Here is a 19540-nt window from a genome sequence, read left to right as displayed (position 1 = left end):
GGGGCCTTTTGGATATTAATTTATCAAGCCTTATCCTTGCGGGGTTGGCTCGCCAGCGGCTTTGAACTGGATGTAGTTTGGCAGACCCATCATATCGATCAGGCGAATTTGCTGTTCGATCCAATACGCATGGTCTTCCTCGCTATCATCAAGCAGCACGGTCAGCATGTTCCGGGTCTGGAAATCGTCTTCTGCTTCGGCAACCTTGATCGCCTTTTTGAGAAGATTGATCACGTGATACTCGTGTTCGAGATCATTTTTCATCATCTCGGGCACGGTTTTGCCGATCTTGATCGGCTCACGTGATGCGGTATCTGGCACACCTTCAAGGAACAAAATACGCTCGATCAAACGCTTTGCGTGTTCAAGCTCTTCGTCCTTTTCATGATGCATGCGTTCATACAGCGCGTGCAGACCCCAATCAGCATACATTTCTGCGTGGGTGTTATATTGATCGGCTGCCGACAATTCAGCGGTAAGCTGTTTGTTTAGCGCGGCGATAACCTTTTTACTGCCCTTCATGGCGTAAGCTCCTGATCTGATTAATCGCCGTCGCCCGAACGGCTCTGGATGTAATTCTGCATTCCAATGTTCTCAAGCTGCCATTGCTCGGTCTCAAGCCAATCGACATGCTCTTCCTGTGCTTCAAGGAATTTAACCAGCAGGTCGCGCGTGATAAAATCCTCGGCGGTTTCACAGGCCGTGATTGCTTCGCGTAGCAGCGGCAAGGAAGCCAATTCAAACTTCATGTCGCAGGTGACGATTTCCTCAACATTCTCACCAATCATGAGTTTATTGAGGTTCTGAAGATTGGGCAGCCCTTCGAGGAACAGAATGCGCTCGATGGTGTCATCGGCGCGTTTCATTTCCTTGATCGAGAGCTTGTATTCATACTCGCCCATTTCTTCGACACCCCAGTCACGGAGCATACGGGCATGCAGGAAATACTGGTTAATCGCAGTCAACTGGCTGGTCAAAATGCGATTAAGATACGTGATGATCTTGGGATCACCTTTCATCGTGGCTCTCCTGATGGTTCGGCTGACCAGATATTGGTAACCATACACCCTTGTTTCAAGGGAAAACCACGCCTTTGATTACCATTATCAATAATTTAGGCGTTTTTTGACAAATACTGTTTCAGCAGCCGTTTAGTAAAAATCATTCGTACGTTACCGCATGAGAATGCAAATCGGTTCGCCGCATTTATGGATACCTATCGACCATTTGGTGTAGTTACCCTGCCCGACTCGCACATCCCCGTGTAGTCCGCAAAATACAGACTAAAACACAAAAAGCCGGACAGATGTCCGGCTTTCGCATGGCATTCCCTTATTGAAAGGGTGCCTATATATCGCTGGCGTTATGCAATCGCGTCGCGAGCTGCCTTACGTGCAACGTCTCGAATCTGCCATGGGGAAATCCCGACATCATCAAGGTCGCGTTTATCAAGACCGTAAAGTTCATTCGCAACAGAGCGAGCATAGGCCCAACGGCGAACAGCAACAAAAATACTAGATAAGATCATGTTGAACCTCCTTGGGTTACTAAAAAAGAACGCTGCCTAAAGCCTGATCGTTTTGAGCTTCTGTGTTTGTTGGCGCGTTCTGCTCATCAACTTCTGCGATGCAATATGCCCAAAACTCTTTCGATCCTCAATCACCTAAGTTTGCATATCATCTATTCCAAAACTTCACAGGTTGAGAGCAATAAACTGAGAACCCCCGCCCTTGGGTCGTGGATAGAGCGATTACTCCTCTGATTTTTCGGGCATTCCACACGTCAGGGAAATTTTGCGTCGCAGCATATCAAAGCTGTTCCAGCAAGAATGAGGCGCAGCTATTGGCCAGCATCAAACCCCAGCGGTATCAACGGCAAAGCGTTTTGCAGCGCATGCACCTTAAGCGGCTCGGCAACACCTTTGACCGCATACTCCCCGCAATAGGTTGTTTTCTCTGGTATCAGACCTGCCAGAACGTCTGACACCAGCAGCGGTATTCCAATTTACTTGGTCAGCTTCGAACCGTGCGGTGCGATTAACCGCAACGCCCATCACCGTGAAATCAAGACGATACGCGCCGCCGACGTTGCCATAGACAACTTCTCCGTAATGAAGCCCGACACCAAAGGAAAGCGATGGCAAACCAAGTTCGGGCAGATCAGCAACAATCGGGTGGTGATCTTTCAAATCAATCTTTGCCAATTTGATGCGCACCGGGATGCCATGCCGATGAACTTCATCAATCGGCTTCCGATATAAGAACTTGAGTTCACGTATGCCATCGGAAACTTCGTGAAGTTCCGCCCCCTTTTCGATATCCCAAAGATAGGGCCAAACCGCGACCTGCGAGTGCAAAGATTCGAGCGGACAAAGTGCGCACGCAATGTGAAGTCCGTTAGATTTCACCTGAAACATTTACTGTTCCAAAACACAAGAGGATCGCTGATCAACCGTCCTTATACACGCTATCCAATCAATAACCGGGCCGCTATTCCACACCTCACTCACCCCGCCAACTGCCATGAAACGCATTAATCTTGTTTAAAATGTCCGCATTTGTGCGCACAAGTCACAGCTTTGATGCCCACAAACGTTCTAATTGTTTTTGCTGCTTTGCAATATATTTACGGGCTATTATACTATTTTTGTAACACTTTGTTTCAGTTCGCATTCTGGAAACGCCCTGTTACAGTTTTGTGGATGCAATAGATCGCCTCTCGCAGCATGTTGTCGCTGTAATTGGTTTAAAGCCAGGGAGGAAACATATAATGTATCTGCGCAAAACCATCCTCGCCACAGGTGTGGCGTTATCAGCTCTCGCAACTGCCAGCTTTGCTCATGCCGAGCCTACCGCTGAAGTCCTGCATTGGTGGACTTCGGGCGGCGAAGCAAAAGCTGTCGCAGCTCTTAAAGAAGATTTTGAAGCCAAAGGCGGCAAATGGGTCGATAGCCCGGTCGCTGGTGGCGCTGGCGATGCAGCCATGACTGTTCTGCGTTCGCGCGTTCTGTCGGGTGATGCACCGGCTGCTGTGCAGCTTAAAGGTCCGGCGATCCAGGAATGGGCCGAAGAAGGCGCACTCGCCGACCTTAACGACGTTGCCGCTGCCGAAAATTGGGATGATGTCATTCCGGCAGCAATCCAGGACGTCATGAAGTACGAAGGCGACTATGTTGCTGTTCCGGTGAACATCCACCGTGTTGACTGGATCTGGGCAAACCCGACCCTTCTGGCAAAAGTCGGTGCTGATACGGTTCCGACCACTTGGGACGAGTTCAATGCCCTTGCTGACAAACTGCAGGCTGCTGGCATTACGCCGGTTGCCCATGGTGGTCAGCCTTGGCAGGACGCAACCATCTTTGAAACCGTCGTTCTTGGCCTTGGCGGCCCGGAATTCTATCAGGAAGCACTGGTTGATCTGGACGACGACGCGCTGAATTCTGACACCATGAAAGCGGTGTTTGACCAGATGCGTAAAATCCGTGGGTATGTCGATGCCGACTTCCCGGGTCGTGACTGGAACCTTGCAACCGCAATGGTCATGAATGGCGATGCCGCCATGCAGATCATGGGCGACTGGGCCAAAGGCGAATTCCTTGCTGCTGGTAAAGTCCCGGGCAAAGACTTCCTTTGCGCACCGACCCCGTCAGAAAATGGTTACCTGTTCAACACCGACAGCTTTGCAATGTTCAACGTTTCTGGCGACGACAAAATCGCTGGTCAGAAACTGCTTGCTGAGCTGATTGTTGGTGAAAAATTCCAGGAAACCTTCAACCTTCTCAAAGGTTCGATCCCGGCACGTCTTGGCGTTCCGATGGACAAGTTTGATGATTGTGCGAAAAAATCCGAAGCTGACCTCAAGTCTGCTCAGGATGCTGGCGGCTTCCTGCCGTCGATGGCACATGGCATGGCGCTTCGCGGTCACCTTTCGGGTGCCATCGTTGACGTCGTGACAGCACATTTCAACTCCGACATGACGTCTGACGAAGCTGTCTCACGTCTGGTCGAAGCTGTTGAATTGGCCAAAGACTAATCTCATCTGATCAGAACAGTATTTCTGTCTGAATAGCGCGCAGGCCCCGGTTTTCCGGGGCCTGCTTCCCACTACTTTAACTTTTGAGGCAAAGGGTATGGGGGCTTCTCAAAGCACCGAAAGCAACCTGGCGGCCAGCATCCAACGTCATCTTTCCAAGATCGTGGTTGCACCGTCCTTTGCTGCGTCCCTGTTTTTCGTTTACGGGTTTATCCTGTGGACCGGCTATATGGCGTTTTCCAAGTCGCGCATGCTTCCCGTTTGGGATTGGGCAGGCTTGCGACAGTACGAACGTCTGTGGCAGATGGAACGCTGGCATGTTGCCATTGAAAACCTGTTTATATTTGGCGGTCTGTTTATTGTGACCTGCCTGTTTATCGGGTGCCTTTTGGCAGTTCTTCTCGATCAGCGTATTCGCGCCGAAGGCGCCCTTCGCACGATCTTTCTCTATCCGATGGCCCTGTCGTTCATTGTGACGGGTACTGTCTGGAAATGGCTCCTTAATCCGGGCCTTGGCCTTGAAAGCATGATGCATAACCTTGGCTGGGAGAGCTTCAAGTTCGACTGGCTGGTAAATTCAGACATGGCGATTTACACCGTTGTCATCGCAGCCGTCTGGCAGGCATCGGGCTTTGTTATGGCAATGTTCCTTGCGGCATTGCGCGGCGTTGATCAAGACATCATTCGCGCAGCCTATATGGACGGTGCCAGCCTGCCCCGCATCTATTTCGGCATTATCATTCCGTCAATTCGCCCGGTCTTCCTGAGTGCGATTGTCGTTCTGGCCCATCTGGCTGTCAAAAGCTTTGATTTGGTCATCGCCCTTACCGGTGGCGGCCCGGGCTATTCATCCGATCTTCCAGCAACCTTCATGTACACCATGGCATTCCAGCGCAACCAGCTTGGTATTGGCGCGGCCAGTGCGATGATGATGTTGGCAACCGTTATGGCGATCATTGTGCCGTACCTGTATTCCGAACTGCGCGGAGGCAAGAAAAATGGCTGATATTCAGACCTATAGCCAAGACGCAGGCTGGAAAAACGTCGTACTGCGCGGGTTGCTGTATCTCGTTTTGATCCTGTTTGCGATCTACTACCTCTTCCCGCTGATTGTCATGATTTCAACCTCATTGAAGTCGCTAGACGAAATTCGCGAAGGGTCCCTGATTTCACTTCCGCGTGTCATCACATTTGATGCCTGGAACTATGCCTGGAACGAGGCATGTGTCGGCGTGGAATGTACGGGTATCAAAATCTATTTCTGGAACTCGGTCAAAATGGCGGTTCCCGCTGTTCTGATTTCGACCTTCCTTGGTGCGATCAATGGCTATGCATTGACCAAATTCCGGTTCAAGGGTGCGAACATCGTTTTTGCCCTTCTGCTGTTTGGCTGCTTCATTCCGTTTCAGGTCGTTCTGCTGCCGATGTCGCAGGTTCTTGGCAAGCTTGGTCTTGCCAGTTCGACCCCGGGCCTTGTGTTGGTCCACGTCGTTTACGGCCTGTGCTTCACCACCCTGTTCTTCCGGAACTACTATGTTTCGATCCCCGACGAACTGGTTAAAGCAGCCACCATTGATGGTGCGGGCTTCTTCACCATTTTCTGGCGTATCATTCTGCCGATCTCGACCCCGATCATCGTGGTTTCGGTCATCTGGCAGTTCACCCAGATCTGGAACGACTTCCTGTTTGGTGCCTCGTTGGCCTCTGGCGCAAACGCACCAATGACTGTCGCACTCAACAATATCGTCAACACCACTACCGGCGTAAAGCAATACAACGTTGATATGGCCGCAGCCCTGCTGACGGGTCTTCCGACGTTGCTGGTTTATGTTCTGGCAGGCAAATACTTCGTCCGCGGCCTGACCGCTGGTTCGGTGAAGGGATAAGCAAATGGCATCACTCACCCTCGATAAAGTTCGCAAGGCATTTGGCCCTGTTGAAGTTCTCAAGGAAATCAACCTGTCGATTGACGATGGCGAGTTTCTCGTCCTTGTCGGTCCATCAGGTTGCGGCAAATCGACCCTTCTGAACCTGATTGCAGGTCTGGAAACGTCCACGGACGGGGAAATCCGCATTGGTGATCGCGTCATTAACGACGTGCATCCCAAAGACCGTAACATCGCCATGGTGTTCCAGTCTTATGCGCTCTATCCGAATATGACGGTGCGTAAGAACATCACCTTCGGTCTGGAAATCCGTGGCGTCTCAAACGCGGAACGTGACAAGGCAGTTGCCGATGTTGCGAAACTTCTGCAGATCGAACCGCTCCTGGACCGTAAACCAGCCCAGCTTTCAGGTGGTCAGCGCCAGCGCGTTGCCATGGGTCGTGCACTTGTGCGCGATCCGGACATCTTCTTGTTCGATGAGCCGCTGTCAAACCTTGATGCGAAGCTGCGCGTTGACATGCGTACCGAGATCAAGAAACTGCATCAGCGCCTTGGATCAACCATTGTCTATGTGACGCACGATCAAATCGAAGCCATGACCCTCGCATCGCGGATCGCGGTCATGAAAGGCGGCATCCTGCAGCAGTTTGATACCCCGCAGAACATCTATGAGCGCCCGAACAACATGTTTGTTGCTGGCTTCATCGGCTCACCATCGATGAACTTCATGGATGCGACCCTGCGCGATGAAAACGGCACGCTTTCGGTACATATTGACCGCGAAGGCAGCCCGATCAGCCTTCCGCTGTTTGAAGCGCCGGAAAGCTACCGCGCATATGCTGGCAAGAAAGTTGTCTTTGGCATCCGTCCTGAGGCGCTTACGCACAAACGTAGCAGCTCAGACTTTGCCGACAGCCAGTACGTCAATTTCGATAGCAAAGTCGAAGTGATCGAACCGACAGGTGCCGACACCATGACTGTGATTGAAATTGCCGGCAAAGAAATCGTCGCACGTGTCCGGCCAGACCGGGCACCGACACCGGGCGAGAGCATGACGTTCTTGGCCGACATGTCTCAGATCAGTCTGTTTGACCCGGATTCCGAGTTGCGGATCTGATCTGACTGGCGGGTGGTTCTGGGGGCCACCCGCCATTCTTCTTTTTGGCGTATGCCCAAATCGAAGGCGGCGTCAGAACATGCATCAAATTGCAGGTTCACGTAGATTGTAAACGGTCCCGCTGTGGGCCGTTTTTTTTTGTTACCGCATTCAACAGATCACGGATTGACCGTAACGCGCCGGGGCAGCGATATAATCACCTCAAGCCCCCTGCCCGGCATGTTGCGCAACGCAATATGGCCGTCATGGGCATCAACTACGGTTTTGACAATCGACAAACCAAGGCCACTGCCGCCTGTCTTTCGCGCGCGTGATCCTTCAACCCGATAGAACGGTAAAAACACCTTATCCTGATGCTCATCGGGAATACCTGGGCCTTCATCGCGGATGGTGACCAAAACCGTGTCGGCTGTTGCCTCAAGACTGACTTTTGCCCGATGACCGTATTTCAGGGCGTTTTCAATCAGGTTGGTAAAGGCACGTTTTAGAGTACCGGGTCGACAGGACAAACGGATGCTGCGTTTGCCGTCAAAGGAATGTGGTTCATCCCCGCCGCCAAACACCGTATGGACGGAACTGAATTGCAACGGTTGAGGGCCATCAAAGGACACAGGGCGACCAAGATCCGCGTAATCGTCACAGATCGCCTCAAGAACAGACACGAAATCAACGGTGCGTTCTTCTTCCTTCTGAATCCAGTCGCCCAGAAAGTCGAGCGCATCGTTTAAAAGGCTGTCCATTTCATCAAGGTCGCGCAGAACCGTTTCGCGCAACTCATCATTTTCAATGAATTCCGCGCGCAGGCGCAACCGCGTGCTGGGTGTGCGCAAGTCATGCGAAATCGCCGCCAGCATCCGGGTTCGGTCGCCAAGCATGCGCGATATCCGTTCGCGCAAATCGTTATAGGCCGCCGCCATCGACCGGGCTTCGGTCGGGCCACGTTCTTCGACTGGCGGATTATCGACTTCATCTCCGTGATTGATGATGGCACGTGTCAGGTTCTTGAACGGTCCAGCCAGCAAATCAGCAAGGGCTGCAAACACCGCCAAAACCGCGGCGACCCCCATCAAAAACATCAAGAAAACAAGCGACGGCGACGAATAGTTTGCCCAAAGTTCATCATGGCTCACCAGAAACCGTTTGCCCGATGGCATCATAATTTCGACCTGGGCTTCCAGACCAAGCCTTGCAATCTCGCGCGACAGCTCGGCGAGAAATAGGCTGGGATTTTCGGTGGCCTCGATGACGGCGCGCTGTTCAGCACTTAGCCGTCCACGCAGAAAATGGACCTTTACCGAAATCGGCCACCCGGTGTTGGCCAACCTGACCGGAAGGGCAATGTGCTGTGCCGGGCGGGAGAACAAAAGCAACGTCCCCAGATCATCGGGTGGTAATATCCGCAGTACCATGCCATCGCGCGCCGCGATATCAACGATATTGGACTCAAATTCGGGATTTTCGGCAATACGAAGCAGTTCGCGGATGGTAAAGCCCAGTGTGTAGGCCCGGCCGATCCGCTCGTTGCGTTCAATAACATAGAGGGATGCCATGGTACTGAGAATGGCGATGATCACGCCCCCCAGCATCATGAGCATAAAGATGCGCCCGCCAAGGGTACGCGGTTTATAGCGGCGAAGATGGTTGCTAAATTCCGCGAACATACCGCCCATCAACCGACCCTAAAGCGTTTGCGTATCTGCGCAGAACTGATAACCGATACCGCGCACGGTTTTGATCAGCTTGGGGTTTTTGGCATCTTTTTCGATTTTGCGGCGCAGGCGGCTGATCTGGATATCGATACTGCGATCAAACGGCAGCGAGCTTTGCCCACGCACGATATCAACCAGTTGTTCACGCGAAAGCGCACGCTTGTTGTTTTTCACCAATGCCAGCAACAGCGAAAATTCACCGGTCGAAAGGTGAACCGCCACGCGGTCGGCATCAAGCAATTCACGTGACCCAATATCAAGGGTCCATTCGCCAAAAATGATCCGTTTGGTTGGCGCGACTTCATTATCAACCGGCCCGGCAGTACCGGTTTCAAACCGGCGGAACACGGCACGAATACGTGCCAGCAATTCCCGTGGATTGAACGGCTTGGTCAGATAGTCATCCGCACCAAGTTCCAACCCAAGAATACGGTCCGTATCCTCACCCACCGCCGTCAACATAACAATCGGCACCTTGGATGTGCGGCGTACGTCACGGCACAATGCAAAGCCGTCTTCACCTGGCAACATGATATCAAGGATTACCAGATCGATTTTCCAGTCGCGTAAAGCCCTGTGCATCTCATTACCATCAGACACCGTGGTGATCCGAAAGCCATGTTGCAGCAGGAATTTTTTCAAAAGCTTCTGGATTTCCTGATCGTCATCGACAACCAGAATATGAGGTTCACGTCGCGTAGTCAGAGTCCCCACCTCCCTATGGTAGACAGGCCCGTTTGAGCCTTGGGCGGAGTTTAGTCGATAATGCCAACGGTTTGAACCATTTTACCAATTGTCGCTGATAAAAGAAAAAGCCGGGTGTTTCCCGGCTTTCTCCAATGCGTTTCAACGCCTTCACATCCTAGAATGTGATAGATTATTTCAGGTCATAAACCTTGGTGCTGCCCGATACTTCGGACGCAACAACAAGCATCGCATTGCCGGTCGGGCTGTCTGTCGCCGCGACGAACTGGAAGCCCTCTGGTGCGAGTTCACCAGCAGTGTCATGTTCCGGGCTGCCCGAAAAACGACGATCACTGTGATAAGTAACAAATTGCGGGTTGCTCGGGTTTGTCAGGTCATAAACCATAAAGCCACCCTGACGTTCCAGACCGATAAAGGCATAAGGCGTGCCGTTGACATAGCCCGATGCGATGCCTTCGGGTTCTGGCCCCTTGTCATCAGAACGGTTGTCGCGGCTGTAGTTTTCGGTATCCGATGCGTTAAATACATTTGCGTAATTTGCTGCCAAGTACTGCTCAAACGCATCACCACTGTCAAAGACCATTTGGCCATCGGCATCAAGGACCGAGAACGACCGCGCCCCAAAGCTGTAAATCACATCGACGTCACCATCACCGTCGGTGTCGCCCTGTGCGGTTGTGGTTTTCAACCGGCCCAGATTTTCATCTTTCTGAAGGCTGCTTGCGTTCGGGAAGGCAACCGGATCAAGGGTCAGCTTACCGACACGGGTTTCTTCGCTGTAACCGTCGTAATCACGTGAATTGCCCTCGTTGGCGATCAGAACCCACGTTTTGCCACCGATCTCAATCGCATCAATAGTGTCTGGCATATACATGCCCATGATCGGCCATGTGCGGATGTTGATCTTGCCATCCTTGTCGCTGGCATCAAATGCATGGACCGAATGATCCTTGAAACCAAGACCAGCAACGCGTTTCACAGTGGCTGTTTCAATATCAATGATCGCAACCGCGTTGTTTTCCTGAAGCGAGACATAGGCGGTTTTGCTGTCTTTACTGACTGCTATGTATTCCGGCTCAACATCCTGCGCGACGCTGGAGGTGCCGGGGTTTGATGTCCGCATGCCATATGGCAGGTCCCCATTGTTCAGGAACGTAAAATCAACGGTGCGCACATCCGCATCGCTCAGCCCGTCAACACCGCCCGACAGTGAAATAATCGAAACACTGCCTTCCGGATCGTTGGTAAAGGCGTCGTTTGGCTCACCTTCATTAGCAATCAGAACATATTTGCCATCCGGGCTGAATTTGATCATGTCGGGCAATGCGCCGACGGTAACAGCCGAGATGAAGTCCCCATCAGTATTGAAAAACACTGCCTGTCCGGGGGCCTGTTTGTCGGCATTTTCAACCGCAACTGCAACGACACCGTTCATGATCGCAACGCTGTTGGCACCCTTACCCCACGTCGAAAGCGTGATGGCACCGACCTTAGTCAGTTCACCCGGGGTTGACATATCAAGAATATCAATCGCCTTGTCGGCACCATTTACCACGAAAAGACGCTGTGTTTCCGGGTCGAAGGCCGGAATTTCAGCCGCACTTTCGTCAAGCATTGCTGTCCGATATTCGCCCATCGGGACAATCGTGAGTGGATGTGCACCAACATTGGCACTTCCATCGGCCATCATGACATTGTTGCTTGCGGTCCCGGCACAGGCGCTAAGCAGTACGGAAACGGCGGCAGTTGCCAGAAGTGAAGAACGCATAATTCCCCCTTGGTAAATGGTTCATCAAAACAGACAACCTGCGGATTTGCTGTAACCGTTTGATGATCAAATGGTGACCGTTTCATAAATATCTTTTGGCAATGACTGCTCCAATCGGCACGCCAAGCCGTAACAATAATCAAACCACCGTGTTGTCAGGACCCAAACCAGACAGGATTGCCTTCATGCCACAGATTAACATCGCCGTTATCGGCGCTGGAATGGCCGGTTTAAAAGCCGCAAGCACCCTTCATAACATCGGAATGAACGTCACCGTTTTTGAAAAAAGCCGTGGGCTTGGCGGACGTCTGGCATCCCGGCGCACCGATTTTGGTCATTTCAATCATGGTGCTCAATATGTGACTGCCCGAAATCCCGGATTTAATGCCTTCCTGCGTCAGGCAACCGACCATAAATCCGCACGAAACTGGCGCCCGAACCTTCATCGCGGCGACATAGAAAGTGGATCGATATACCCTACCAAAGAGACATCACAAAACCCCGACACCATCTCGCAACTTGATAAAACAGCTCAGACCAGCACGGTCGGCAACCTTGCTGTTGATTGCTGGTTTCAAGGGGCGCCACAGATGAATAAGCTGATCCATCCGCTGGTGGATGACTTTGACATCAAAAAGCAGCACCGCATCATCGCGATTAAGCCATTCGGCCCGCGCCAGTTCATGTTGCATGATGATCTTGATGGCACGTTTGGACCATTTGACGGTGTGATTGTCTCCGCACCCGCACCACAAACTGCGGATATTTTACGCCCGCTCAGCACCCGTTTTGATCCGATTGGTGATGTGGTGATGGCACCCTGCTGGGCGGTAATGGTGGCATTTGAAAAGCCGCTACCGACGGCCTTTGATGCCATGCTCTATCCGTCTCCGGAAATTAGCTGGGCGGCGCGCAGCACACAAAACGAAGGCGTCTTTCATACCCGCACCCCGGACCCATGGGTTTTGCACGCAACACCACAATGGTCACGTGAACATCTCGAAGAAGACAAAGACCGGGTGATTGAAAAGCTTCTATCGGCCCTTCGCGCCGCAAGTGGTGTCAAACTGCCCGAACTGCATAGTATCGCCGCCCATCGCTGGCGCTATGCCCGCACGGAAGTGCCGCTTGGCAAAAGCTATTTGAACGGTATGAATGGTCGGGTGATTGCCGCAGGTGACTGGTGCCTTGGCGCGCGGGTCGAAGCTGCATGGCGCAGCGGCCAAACCGCCGCGCACGCCATGATTCAAACCCTGATCGGTTAACGGCCAACAACAGAACGTACCAACATGCCGCGTAACGCAAACGGACAACGCTCTTCAAAGGCCGACTTGCCACAAAAGACCTGCCCGGCCTGCAATCGACCATTTTCATGGCGGCGTAAATGGAAAGATTGCTGGGACACGGTGCGATATTGCTCGGAGAGATGCCGCAACCAGCGCTCACAAAAAGAGCGACGTTAGTCAAAGCCAACGTCGCTCTTTTCATGCATTAAATGCACGCGATGACTACCCCCGGCAGTCAGCTACGTAACGATTGCAATTGCTTCACAAGCCCCGCAGTTGAGGCATCACGTGATGCCGCACTTTCAGTGCCCTGTACCATCGGAAGCAGTTCCTTGGCCAATTGTTTGCCAAGCTCAACACCCCACTGGTCATAGGAATTCACATTCCAGATGATGCCCTGAACAAAGATTTTATGTTCATACATTGCCACCAAACGGCCCAGCGTAAACGGCTCAAGCTGCTTATAGAGGATCATCGTGCTGGGCTTGTTACCGGCAAAAACTTTTTGCGGGGCAAGGACATCGATTTCAGCCGGGGTCAAATCACCACCGGCAAGCTCATCACGAACTTCTCCTTCGGTCTTACCGCGCATCAGGGCTTCGGCCTGTGCAAAGCAGTTGGCAACCAGCTTGTCATGATGGTTTGACAGCGGATGCAGCGCCTTGGCCGCGACAATGAAGTCCACCGGGATCAGTTCGGTTCCCTGATGGATCAGCTGATAAAACGCATGCTGCCCATTGGTGCCGGGCTCCCCCCAGATGATCGGGCCGGTTTCATAAGCAATTGGCTGACCATCACGAGTCACTGATTTGCCGTTACTTTCCATATCGGCCTGCTGCAAATAGGCAGGCAACCGCGAAAGATGCTGATCATATGGCAGGATGGCCTGGCTCGATGCGCCCAAAACATTGCGATACCACACCCCGATCAGGGCAAGGGTCACAGGAATGTTGGCGTCAAGCGGTGCCGTCTTGAAATGAGTATCCATCGCCTGCGCACCACGCAGCAATTCTTCGAACTTGTCATAGCCGACAGCAAGAATGATCGGCAGACCAATCGCCGACCACAGGCTATAGCGCCCACCAACCCAGTCCCAGAAACCAAACGCATTATCGGTATCAATCCCGAATGCTGAGACTTTTTCAAGCGCGGTTGAAACGGCAACGAAATGCTTGGCAACGGCACTTTCATCACCCAATGCCTTAATCAGCCAATCACGCGCCGAATAGGCATTGGTCAGGGTTTCGTCAGTGGTGAAGGTCTTTGACGCAATGATGAAAAGCGTTGTTTGCGCATCAAGGTGTTTCAGCGTATCGACAATATGCGCGCCATCCACGTTCGACACAAAATGGCACCGGATGCCGTCAACATGATACGGGCGCAGCGCCTCATTAACCATCACCGGACCAAGGTCCGATCCACCAATGCCGATATTGACGACATCTGTAATTTTTTTGCCCGTATGGCCCTTCCACGCACCCGAATGAACCCGCGCGGCAAAGGCTTTTAGCTGTGCAAGAACGTCCTTGATGGCAGGCATGACATCCGCACCATCAACTTCAACCGCATCGCCATCAAGATTGCGAAGAGCGGTATGAAGCACAGCACGGTTTTCAGTCACATTAATCCGGTCCCCGGCAAACATCCGGTCGCGCCAGCCTTCAACATTGGCCGCAGTCGCCAGTTCACGCAGCGCGACCATGACATCATCACTGATCAGGTTTTTCGAATAATCAACAAACAGGTCATCCAGTGACACGTTAAAGCGATCAAACCGTTTGGGATCGTTGGCGAACGCCTGACGCAGGTTCAATTTTTCGGAAACATCCGCACCAAGGCGATCAAGTTTTTCCCAGCTATCGGTCATTTTATCTGCGGACATACCACCCTCGGCCAATTCAAATCATTTCACACACAATCACCATGCCAGGCAGCCTAGCACGGTGATCATACTGTTTGTGGGACAGTTTGCGTAAAGAGTGTGGCGGTGATGGGGCTGCCGCCACGCTTACACGGTATTCCTAAATCCTCAACGCGCGGAAAGAAAGGTTTCGACTTCTTTCTCGGTCGGAAGCGCGTTGATCGCTCCGCGTTTGGTGGCTGTAATCGCGCCCACCGCATTGGCAAAGGCGCATGCGGCGCGCAGTTTTTCTTCTGATCCCAGCAAAGCCGGATCTTTTAAAAGCCGCGACAGGAAACCTGCCGTGCAGCCATCCCCTGCCCCGGTGGCATCCACGGCCGTGATTTTATAAGACGGGACAAAGCCGTAAAATTCCGGGGTGATAAAGCGCGATCCTTTGGGACCATAGGTCACAACCAAGGCCCGCCATCCGTCACACCACAAATCCTTGATGCCGTCTTCAAGGTCATCCTTGCCCGATACAAACAGGATTTCCTCATCCGACATTTTGACAATGTCGGCCTGACTGATCGCCAGACGCAGGATTTCCTGCGCTTTCTCTTCGCTTGGCCATAGCGGCAAACGAAGGTTGGGATCACAGGAAATAATCGCACCGTTTTCGCGCGCGATCTTGATCGCTTCAAGCGTCGCGGCACGCGGATCATCATCAATCATACACAGCGTTCCGTAATGGAACAGATCGGTCGATTTCAGCATATCCTGATCAAGATCAGCCGGTGAAAGCAGCATATCGGCCGACGGGCTGCGATAGAACGAAAATTCACGTTCCCCGTCAGCGCGCAACGACACAAAAGCAAGCCCGGTCAGGGCTTCCTTGGTCAGGACGATACCGGATGTGTCAACATCGGCACTTTTAAGCGTATCAACCAGAAAATGACCAAAGGCATCATCGCCCAATTTGCCAATAAAGCCGGTTTCAATACCCAGACGTTGCAATCCCACAGCCGCATTCCCCGGCGCGCCACCCGCAGCCTTGGCAAAAGCAGGCGCATCGGCAAGGCCGGTTCCCGTCACAGTCGGCACAAAATCGATCAGAAGTTCCCCAAGGCAAACAGCTTTTGCCGTCATTACGTTTCTCCGTTTTTATCACCCGGATCATGGATCGGGATCATATCATTTGCTGTGGGACGCACCGCTTTTAAATCGATTCAATTCATCACGCAAAGGAATTAGGCCGTTTCCTTCGAAACGACCTGTTTTCCGATCTTCGAACTATGACCGCGCGGCACTCAGACTGCCCACCCCTGATCCACTTCACGTCCACGATCAAGGGACCGCATCCATTCATCAAAACTGGCATCGCGATTAAGCTGTGCGCGGTAATGGCGATGCAACGCCGCAATCAACCGGCCATCACGGCCCAGTAAATCATCGGCATAGCCAATCATGCGTGAATTTGGCCATGCAATCGGACGAATGGTCCGAAGCTCGTTAAACAGACTATCTTCGTCAAGGTCAGGCTGCGCTTGTGCCATCAATGTCAGCATTGCCGCAGTCGAACGTGACACCCCCATATGGCAATGAACAAGCAAATGCCCGTTTGACCGCTGATCAACTGTATTTTTCAGTGCTTCACCAAAACGCAGCACCTCTTCGACAATGTCGGGGCTCGGCGCAATCATGTCGGCTTTATCATCAATAATGTCATGAAACCGCAGCAAGGTCCGTTCATGCGGGCTGTAATGCGTAAAAACATCCGGATCATCCCGATCAGGATCAATCATGGACAACACATGTGAAACAGCACTGCTGCGATGGGTTGGCAGCTCATCAATGCCGCAAATTGTCAGCATGGAAATGGAAATCTGTTTCATGTCGTTCTCCTAAGTGATGTTTTCACGACATAAGAGCACAGCAATCTAAAAAAACAAGGGCCGGACTCATGAAATAAGCCCGGCCCAATGCGTTAAACATTTATGTCGCAATGCTTATTTCGAACGGTTAACCGCATGAATGTTCAGCATTTCCCATGCCATTGTCGCCCCGGCAAGCGATGTGATGTCAGAAACATCATACGGCGGGGAAACTTCAACAACATCACTGCCAATCAGATCGATATGCCCGGCAAGGCCACGCAGGATTGAAACGGCCTGATGGGTGGTCATCCCGCCCAGAACAGGTGTTCCCGTCCCCGGTGCATAGCACGGGTCCAGACCATCAATATCAAAGGTGATATAGGCCGGACGATTGCCGACCGTTTCCTTGATCTTCGCAACAATCGCGTCAATCGACATGTTCTGAACATCCGGTCCATAGAGGATGTTAAACCCATGCGCCGATTCATTATGGGTCCGAATGCCGACCTGAATGGATTTTGATGGATCGACAATGCCCTTCTGGGCGGCATGCCAGAACATGGTGCCATGATCAATCCGGTCGCCGTCATCTTCCCAAGTATCGGAATGGGCATCAAACTGGATCAAAGAAATACCATCGCCATATTTTTCGGCATGGGCCTTTAACACCGGATAGGTGATGAAATGGTCGCCACCAATCGTCAGCATCTTGGATCCAGATTGCACGATATCGCGCGCATGATCTTCGATCATGTCGGGCAGTTTTTCCGGATGGCCCGGATCAATAACCATGTCGCCATAATCAATCACCGACAGTTCGGCAAAAATATCGCGCCCTGACGGGAAGTGCGGCGCCCATGCCAGATTGGCCGAGGCACGGCGCACGCCCTGCGGGCCAAGTCGCGTGCCCGGTCGGCTTGATGTCGCCAGATCATAGGGAATACCGGTTACCGCCACATCAATGCCGGTAAGATCGCGGGAATATTTGCGGCGCATGAACGACAGTGCGCCGGAATACATCGGCTCGCTGGTGTTCTGATGCACGGATTTCGCCGTAAAGGCGTTATCGCCGCCTTTGGAATCAATGACCCCGGTGCTGCTCATTTTTCATCCCTTATCTCTGAATGAAGACTAAAAGTCTGCTCAGGCGTCGCCCAGTGCAATCCAGGTCGACTTCATTTCACAATATTTGTCCAACGCATGCAGGGAACGGTCGCGACCTGTCCCTGACTGCTTGTAGCCACCAAACGGCATGGTGATGGAGCCGCCATCCCAACAGTTGACCCAGACAAGACCAGACCGCAGTTTCTTTGCGGTCAGATGTGCCTTGTTGATGTCACGCGTCCAAACGGCTGCGGCCAGACCATATGGCGTATCATTTGCGGTCTGAACAGCTTCTTTCCAGTCCTTGACCGAAATAACCGACAGAACCGGACCAAAGATTTCTTCCTTGGCGATGGTCATGTCGTTTTTGATACCATCAAACACGGTCGGCTCAACATAATAACCACCGGTTTCGGTGCGCGCACGTTTACCACCAGTACGCAAAACGCCGCCTTCGGCAGACCCTTTTTCGATGTAGCCCAGAACACGGTTCATCTGACCTTCATCGACAATCGCACCCATCTCGGTTTTGGGATCGAGCGGGTCACCCGGCTGCATTTTTGCACCCGCAGCAATGACTTTTTCGATCAGTTCATCCTTGATGCTTTCTTCGACAATCAGGCGCGAACCCGCGGTGCAAACTTCACCCTGATTATAGAAAATGCCACCTGCCGCAGCCGCAGCCGCCGCATCCATATCCGGACAATCGGCCAGAACGATGTTCGGGCTTTTGCCGCCACATTCCAGCCAAACACGTTTCATGTTTGACAGACCGGAATACTGCAAGAACAGCTTGCCGACTTCGCCAGACCCGGTAAAAGTCACGCAATCAACATCTTCATGCATGCCAAGCGCCTTACCCGCTGTTGGGCCAAAGCCCGGAACAACGTTCAGGACACCTTCGGGAATACCCGCTTCAACCGCGATTTCCGCGACACGAAGGGCGGTAAGCGGCGATTGTTCGGCCGGTTTCAAGATAATGGAATTGCCCATTGCCAAGGCCGGGCCAAGTTTCCACACCGCCATCATCAGCGGGAAATTCCAGGGCACAACAGCCGCAATCACCCCCAGCGGTTCACGGGTGATCATGCCAATCGCATTGATTTCCGATGGCGATACTTCGTCATAAATCTTGTCGATCGCCTCGGCGTACCAGCGAATGCATTTATATGAAAGCGGGATGTCATCGCGCGATGACAGCGTGATCGGCTTGCCCATATCAAGGCTTTCGAGCAAGGCGAGTTCAGCAGCATTCTTTTCGAGAAGATCGGCGAAATGCAGCAGGATGGCCTTGCGCTTTGCCGGTGCTGCTTCCGACCAGCTGCCTTTTTCGAAAACCGCACGGGCTGACGCCACCGCGCGGTTGACGTCTTCGACATCACATTCGGCAACCTTGGTCAGAACCGAACCATCACGGGGACTGATACAGTCAAAGGTCTTGCCGGATGCCGCATCGACATAGGCGCCATTGATGAACGCCTTATTGCGAATATCAAGGGCTGCGGCCTGTGCGGTCAGCTGTTCAAAATTCAACGGATTGGTCATCGGAAGTCTCCTGACGGATGGCGCTTTGGGCCTTGTTCGATTTAGATAATCATACACGGGCATTTTGCCCGTTTTATGACGTGATCAATAGGATGGCGGTGTCGCGGCACTGACAACTTCGCATTCACCATCTCCGACATTTCGGAAACGGTGCGGGATTTCCGCATTGAAATAATATGCATCTCCCGGGCCAAGAATCTTGACCCGCTCCCCAACGGTCACCTCAAGTTTGCCACGCACGATAACACCGGCTTCTTCACCCTTCTGGACAATCAGTTTGTCACCCGTATCACCGCCAGCCGGATATGTTTCATGCAGAACACGCAAATTACGATCCTTGCGCGTTGCCCCGACAAGACGCATCGACATCGTCCCGTCGGCCAGCTCAACAAGATCTTCCTTGTTAAAGAAAATCTCTTCACCGGTATCAAGATCGATGGTGAAGAAATCGATCAGGGTCATGGGGATTCCTGCCAAAACCTTGGCCAGACTATCAATCGACGGGCTGACGCGGTTTTGTTCGATCGTCGAAATCGTGCTGTTGGTAACACCGGCACGCCGTGCCAGTTCCCGTTGTGACAGCCCATACATGCTGCGCACAGCCTTCAGGCGATCCCCTACCTTCTGTGACATTCCTGTTCTTTTCCCTATCGCACGCTTTTTATATTTTT

The 19540-nt window shown here is 52.4% G+C and carries 19 protein-coding genes; 6 read left to right on the top strand and 13 right to left on the bottom strand.

Going from position 1 to position 19540, the window contains the following annotated elements; all coding sequences use genetic code 11:
- Nucleotides 1–30: 30 nt before the first annotated feature.
- The 4 genes from bfr (AC0VXT_RS08665) to AC0VXT_RS08650 all read right to left on the bottom strand — a co-directional run bounded on the left by bfr (AC0VXT_RS08665) (nucleotide 31) and on the right by AC0VXT_RS08650 (nucleotide 2416).
- Nucleotides 31–522 carry a bacterioferritin gene (bfr, locus tag AC0VXT_RS08665; protein ID WP_022732415.1) on the bottom strand — a complete coding sequence of 164 codons (492 nt, stop codon included), beginning with the start codon at nucleotides 520–522 and terminating at the stop codon, nucleotides 31–33.
- Nucleotides 523–542: 20 nt separating this feature from the next.
- The gene (gene bfr / locus AC0VXT_RS08660; RefSeq protein ID WP_475548315.1) at nucleotides 543–1019 is read right to left on the bottom strand and encodes a bacterioferritin; all 477 of its coding nucleotides are present in this window, start codon (nucleotides 1017–1019) and stop codon (nucleotides 543–545) included.
- A gap of 344 nt (nucleotides 1020–1363) precedes the next feature.
- Nucleotides 1364–1528 (bottom strand): DUF1127 domain-containing protein, encoded by a 165-nt coding sequence (locus AC0VXT_RS08655; RefSeq protein ID WP_022732417.1) that lies wholly within the window; start codon nucleotides 1526–1528, stop codon nucleotides 1364–1366.
- Nucleotides 1529–1900: 372 nt separating this feature from the next.
- The gene (locus AC0VXT_RS08650; protein ID WP_475548314.1) at nucleotides 1901–2416 is read right to left on the bottom strand and encodes a hypothetical protein; all 516 of its coding nucleotides are present in this window, start codon (nucleotides 2414–2416) and stop codon (nucleotides 1901–1903) included.
- Between the two features lie 353 nt (nucleotides 2417–2769).
- On the opposite strand from AC0VXT_RS08650, the gene AC0VXT_RS08645 reads away from it, so the two are divergent.
- From AC0VXT_RS08645 to AC0VXT_RS08630, 4 genes are all read left to right on the top strand, one after another.
- Nucleotides 2770–4032, top strand: coding sequence for an ABC transporter substrate-binding protein (locus tag AC0VXT_RS08645; protein WP_276651368.1), 1263 nt, complete (start codon nucleotides 2770–2772; stop codon nucleotides 4030–4032).
- A 97-nt stretch (nucleotides 4033–4129) separates the two neighbouring features.
- Nucleotides 4130–5038, top strand: a complete 909-nt coding sequence (locus AC0VXT_RS08640; protein ID WP_022732420.1) for a carbohydrate ABC transporter permease — start codon at nucleotides 4130–4132, stop codon at nucleotides 5036–5038.
- Nucleotides 5031–5918, top strand: a complete 888-nt coding sequence (locus AC0VXT_RS08635) for a carbohydrate ABC transporter permease (protein ID WP_475548313.1) — start codon at nucleotides 5031–5033, stop codon at nucleotides 5916–5918. Before AC0VXT_RS08640 ends, AC0VXT_RS08635 begins: the two co-directional genes overlap by 8 nt.
- Before the next feature lie 4 nt (nucleotides 5919–5922).
- The gene (locus tag AC0VXT_RS08630; RefSeq protein ID WP_475548312.1) at nucleotides 5923–7035 is read left to right on the top strand and encodes an ABC transporter ATP-binding protein; all 1113 of its coding nucleotides are present in this window, start codon (nucleotides 5923–5925) and stop codon (nucleotides 7033–7035) included.
- Between the two features lie 158 nt (nucleotides 7036–7193).
- Here AC0VXT_RS08630 and AC0VXT_RS08625 read toward each other — a convergent pair whose 3' ends face one another.
- The 3 genes from AC0VXT_RS08625 to AC0VXT_RS08615 all read right to left on the bottom strand — a co-directional run bounded on the left by AC0VXT_RS08625 (nucleotide 7194) and on the right by AC0VXT_RS08615 (nucleotide 11217).
- Nucleotides 7194–8705, bottom strand: a complete 1512-nt coding sequence (locus AC0VXT_RS08625; RefSeq protein WP_101300675.1) for a sensor histidine kinase — start codon at nucleotides 8703–8705, stop codon at nucleotides 7194–7196.
- A 9-nt stretch (nucleotides 8706–8714) separates the two neighbouring features.
- Complete coding sequence (locus AC0VXT_RS08620; RefSeq protein ID WP_028791561.1) at nucleotides 8715–9458, bottom strand: response regulator; 744 nt, start codon at nucleotides 9456–9458, stop codon at nucleotides 8715–8717.
- A 163-nt stretch (nucleotides 9459–9621) separates the two neighbouring features.
- Nucleotides 9622–11217 (bottom strand): choice-of-anchor I family protein, encoded by a 1596-nt coding sequence (locus AC0VXT_RS08615; protein WP_475548311.1) that lies wholly within the window; start codon nucleotides 11215–11217, stop codon nucleotides 9622–9624.
- A 185-nt stretch (nucleotides 11218–11402) separates the two neighbouring features.
- On the opposite strand from AC0VXT_RS08615, the gene AC0VXT_RS08610 reads away from it, so the two are divergent.
- Together AC0VXT_RS08610 and AC0VXT_RS08605 are read left to right on the top strand one after the other, a co-directional pair.
- The gene (locus AC0VXT_RS08610; protein WP_475548310.1) at nucleotides 11403–12482 is read left to right on the top strand and encodes an NAD(P)/FAD-dependent oxidoreductase; all 1080 of its coding nucleotides are present in this window, start codon (nucleotides 11403–11405) and stop codon (nucleotides 12480–12482) included.
- A 24-nt stretch (nucleotides 12483–12506) separates the two neighbouring features.
- Nucleotides 12507–12680, top strand: a complete 174-nt coding sequence (locus AC0VXT_RS08605) for a DUF2256 domain-containing protein (protein ID WP_475548309.1) — start codon at nucleotides 12507–12509, stop codon at nucleotides 12678–12680.
- Between the two features lie 58 nt (nucleotides 12681–12738).
- Here the strand turns inward: AC0VXT_RS08605 and pgi are convergent, their stop codons facing one another.
- From pgi to AC0VXT_RS08575, 6 genes are all read right to left on the bottom strand, one after another.
- A complete protein-coding gene (gene pgi, locus AC0VXT_RS08600) occupies nucleotides 12739–14385 on the bottom strand; it encodes a glucose-6-phosphate isomerase (protein ID WP_475548308.1) in 1647 nt (548 codons plus the stop codon).
- 147 nt (nucleotides 14386–14532) lie between these two features.
- Nucleotides 14533–15492, bottom strand: a complete 960-nt coding sequence (locus tag AC0VXT_RS08595) for a PfkB family carbohydrate kinase (RefSeq protein WP_475548307.1) — start codon at nucleotides 15490–15492, stop codon at nucleotides 14533–14535.
- 161 nt (nucleotides 15493–15653) lie between these two features.
- Nucleotides 15654–16238 carry a tyrosine phosphatase family protein gene (locus tag AC0VXT_RS08590; protein ID WP_475548306.1) on the bottom strand — a complete coding sequence of 195 codons (585 nt, stop codon included), beginning with the start codon at nucleotides 16236–16238 and terminating at the stop codon, nucleotides 15654–15656.
- Between the two features lie 114 nt (nucleotides 16239–16352).
- The gene (gene speB / locus AC0VXT_RS08585; protein ID WP_101300687.1) at nucleotides 16353–17324 is read right to left on the bottom strand and encodes an agmatinase; all 972 of its coding nucleotides are present in this window, start codon (nucleotides 17322–17324) and stop codon (nucleotides 16353–16355) included.
- 39 nt (nucleotides 17325–17363) lie between these two features.
- Nucleotides 17364–18869 (bottom strand): aldehyde dehydrogenase, encoded by a 1506-nt coding sequence (locus tag AC0VXT_RS08580; RefSeq protein WP_475548305.1) that lies wholly within the window; start codon nucleotides 18867–18869, stop codon nucleotides 17364–17366.
- Nucleotides 18870–18953: 84 nt separating this feature from the next.
- Nucleotides 18954–19502, bottom strand: a complete 549-nt coding sequence (locus AC0VXT_RS08575; protein WP_022732432.1) for a cupin domain-containing protein — start codon at nucleotides 19500–19502, stop codon at nucleotides 18954–18956.
- Between the last annotated feature and the right edge of the window lie 38 nt (nucleotides 19503–19540).

The sequence above is a fragment of the Thalassospira sp. Z349TD_5 genome (genome assembly GCF_056173045.1).
Note: the sequence above shows the minus strand (reverse complement) of the source record. Positions and strands in the feature narration are given on the sequence as shown.

Coding starts and splice junctions, on each gene's coding strand:
- bfr (WP_022732415.1), bottom strand. CDS start 522: ATGAAGGGCAGTAAAAAGGTTATCGCCGCGCTAAACAAACAGCTTACC.
- bfr (WP_475548315.1), bottom strand. CDS start 1,019: ATGAAAGGTGATCCCAAGATCATCACGTATCTTAATCGCATTTTGACC.
- AC0VXT_RS08655 (WP_022732417.1), bottom strand. CDS start 1,528: ATGATCTTATCTAGTATTTTTGTTGCTGTTCGCCGTTGGGCCTATGCT.
- AC0VXT_RS08650 (WP_475548314.1), bottom strand. CDS start 2,416: ATGTTTCAGGTGAAATCTAACGGACTTCACATTGCGTGCGCACTTTGT.
- AC0VXT_RS08645 (WP_276651368.1), top strand. CDS start 2,770: ATGTATCTGCGCAAAACCATCCTCGCCACAGGTGTGGCGTTATCAGCT.
- AC0VXT_RS08640 (WP_022732420.1), top strand. CDS start 4,130: ATGGGGGCTTCTCAAAGCACCGAAAGCAACCTGGCGGCCAGCATCCAA.
- AC0VXT_RS08635 (WP_475548313.1), top strand. CDS start 5,031: ATGGCTGATATTCAGACCTATAGCCAAGACGCAGGCTGGAAAAACGTC.
- AC0VXT_RS08630 (WP_475548312.1), top strand. CDS start 5,923: ATGGCATCACTCACCCTCGATAAAGTTCGCAAGGCATTTGGCCCTGTT.
- AC0VXT_RS08625 (WP_101300675.1), bottom strand. CDS start 8,705: ATGGGCGGTATGTTCGCGGAATTTAGCAACCATCTTCGCCGCTATAAA.
- AC0VXT_RS08615 (WP_475548311.1), bottom strand. CDS start 11,217: ATGCGTTCTTCACTTCTGGCAACTGCCGCCGTTTCCGTACTGCTTAGC.
- AC0VXT_RS08610 (WP_475548310.1), top strand. CDS start 11,403: ATGCCACAGATTAACATCGCCGTTATCGGCGCTGGAATGGCCGGTTTA.
- AC0VXT_RS08605 (WP_475548309.1), top strand. CDS start 12,507: ATGCCGCGTAACGCAAACGGACAACGCTCTTCAAAGGCCGACTTGCCA.
- pgi (WP_475548308.1), bottom strand. CDS start 14,385: ATGTCCGCAGATAAAATGACCGATAGCTGGGAAAAACTTGATCGCCTT.
- AC0VXT_RS08595 (WP_475548307.1), bottom strand. CDS start 15,492: ATGACGGCAAAAGCTGTTTGCCTTGGGGAACTTCTGATCGATTTTGTG.
- AC0VXT_RS08590 (WP_475548306.1), bottom strand. CDS start 16,238: ATGAAACAGATTTCCATTTCCATGCTGACAATTTGCGGCATTGATGAG.
- speB (WP_101300687.1), bottom strand. CDS start 17,324: ATGAGCAGCACCGGGGTCATTGATTCCAAAGGCGGCGATAACGCCTTT.
- AC0VXT_RS08580 (WP_475548305.1), bottom strand. CDS start 18,869: ATGACCAATCCGTTGAATTTTGAACAGCTGACCGCACAGGCCGCAGCC.
- AC0VXT_RS08575 (WP_022732432.1), bottom strand. CDS start 19,502: ATGTCACAGAAGGTAGGGGATCGCCTGAAGGCTGTGCGCAGCATGTAT.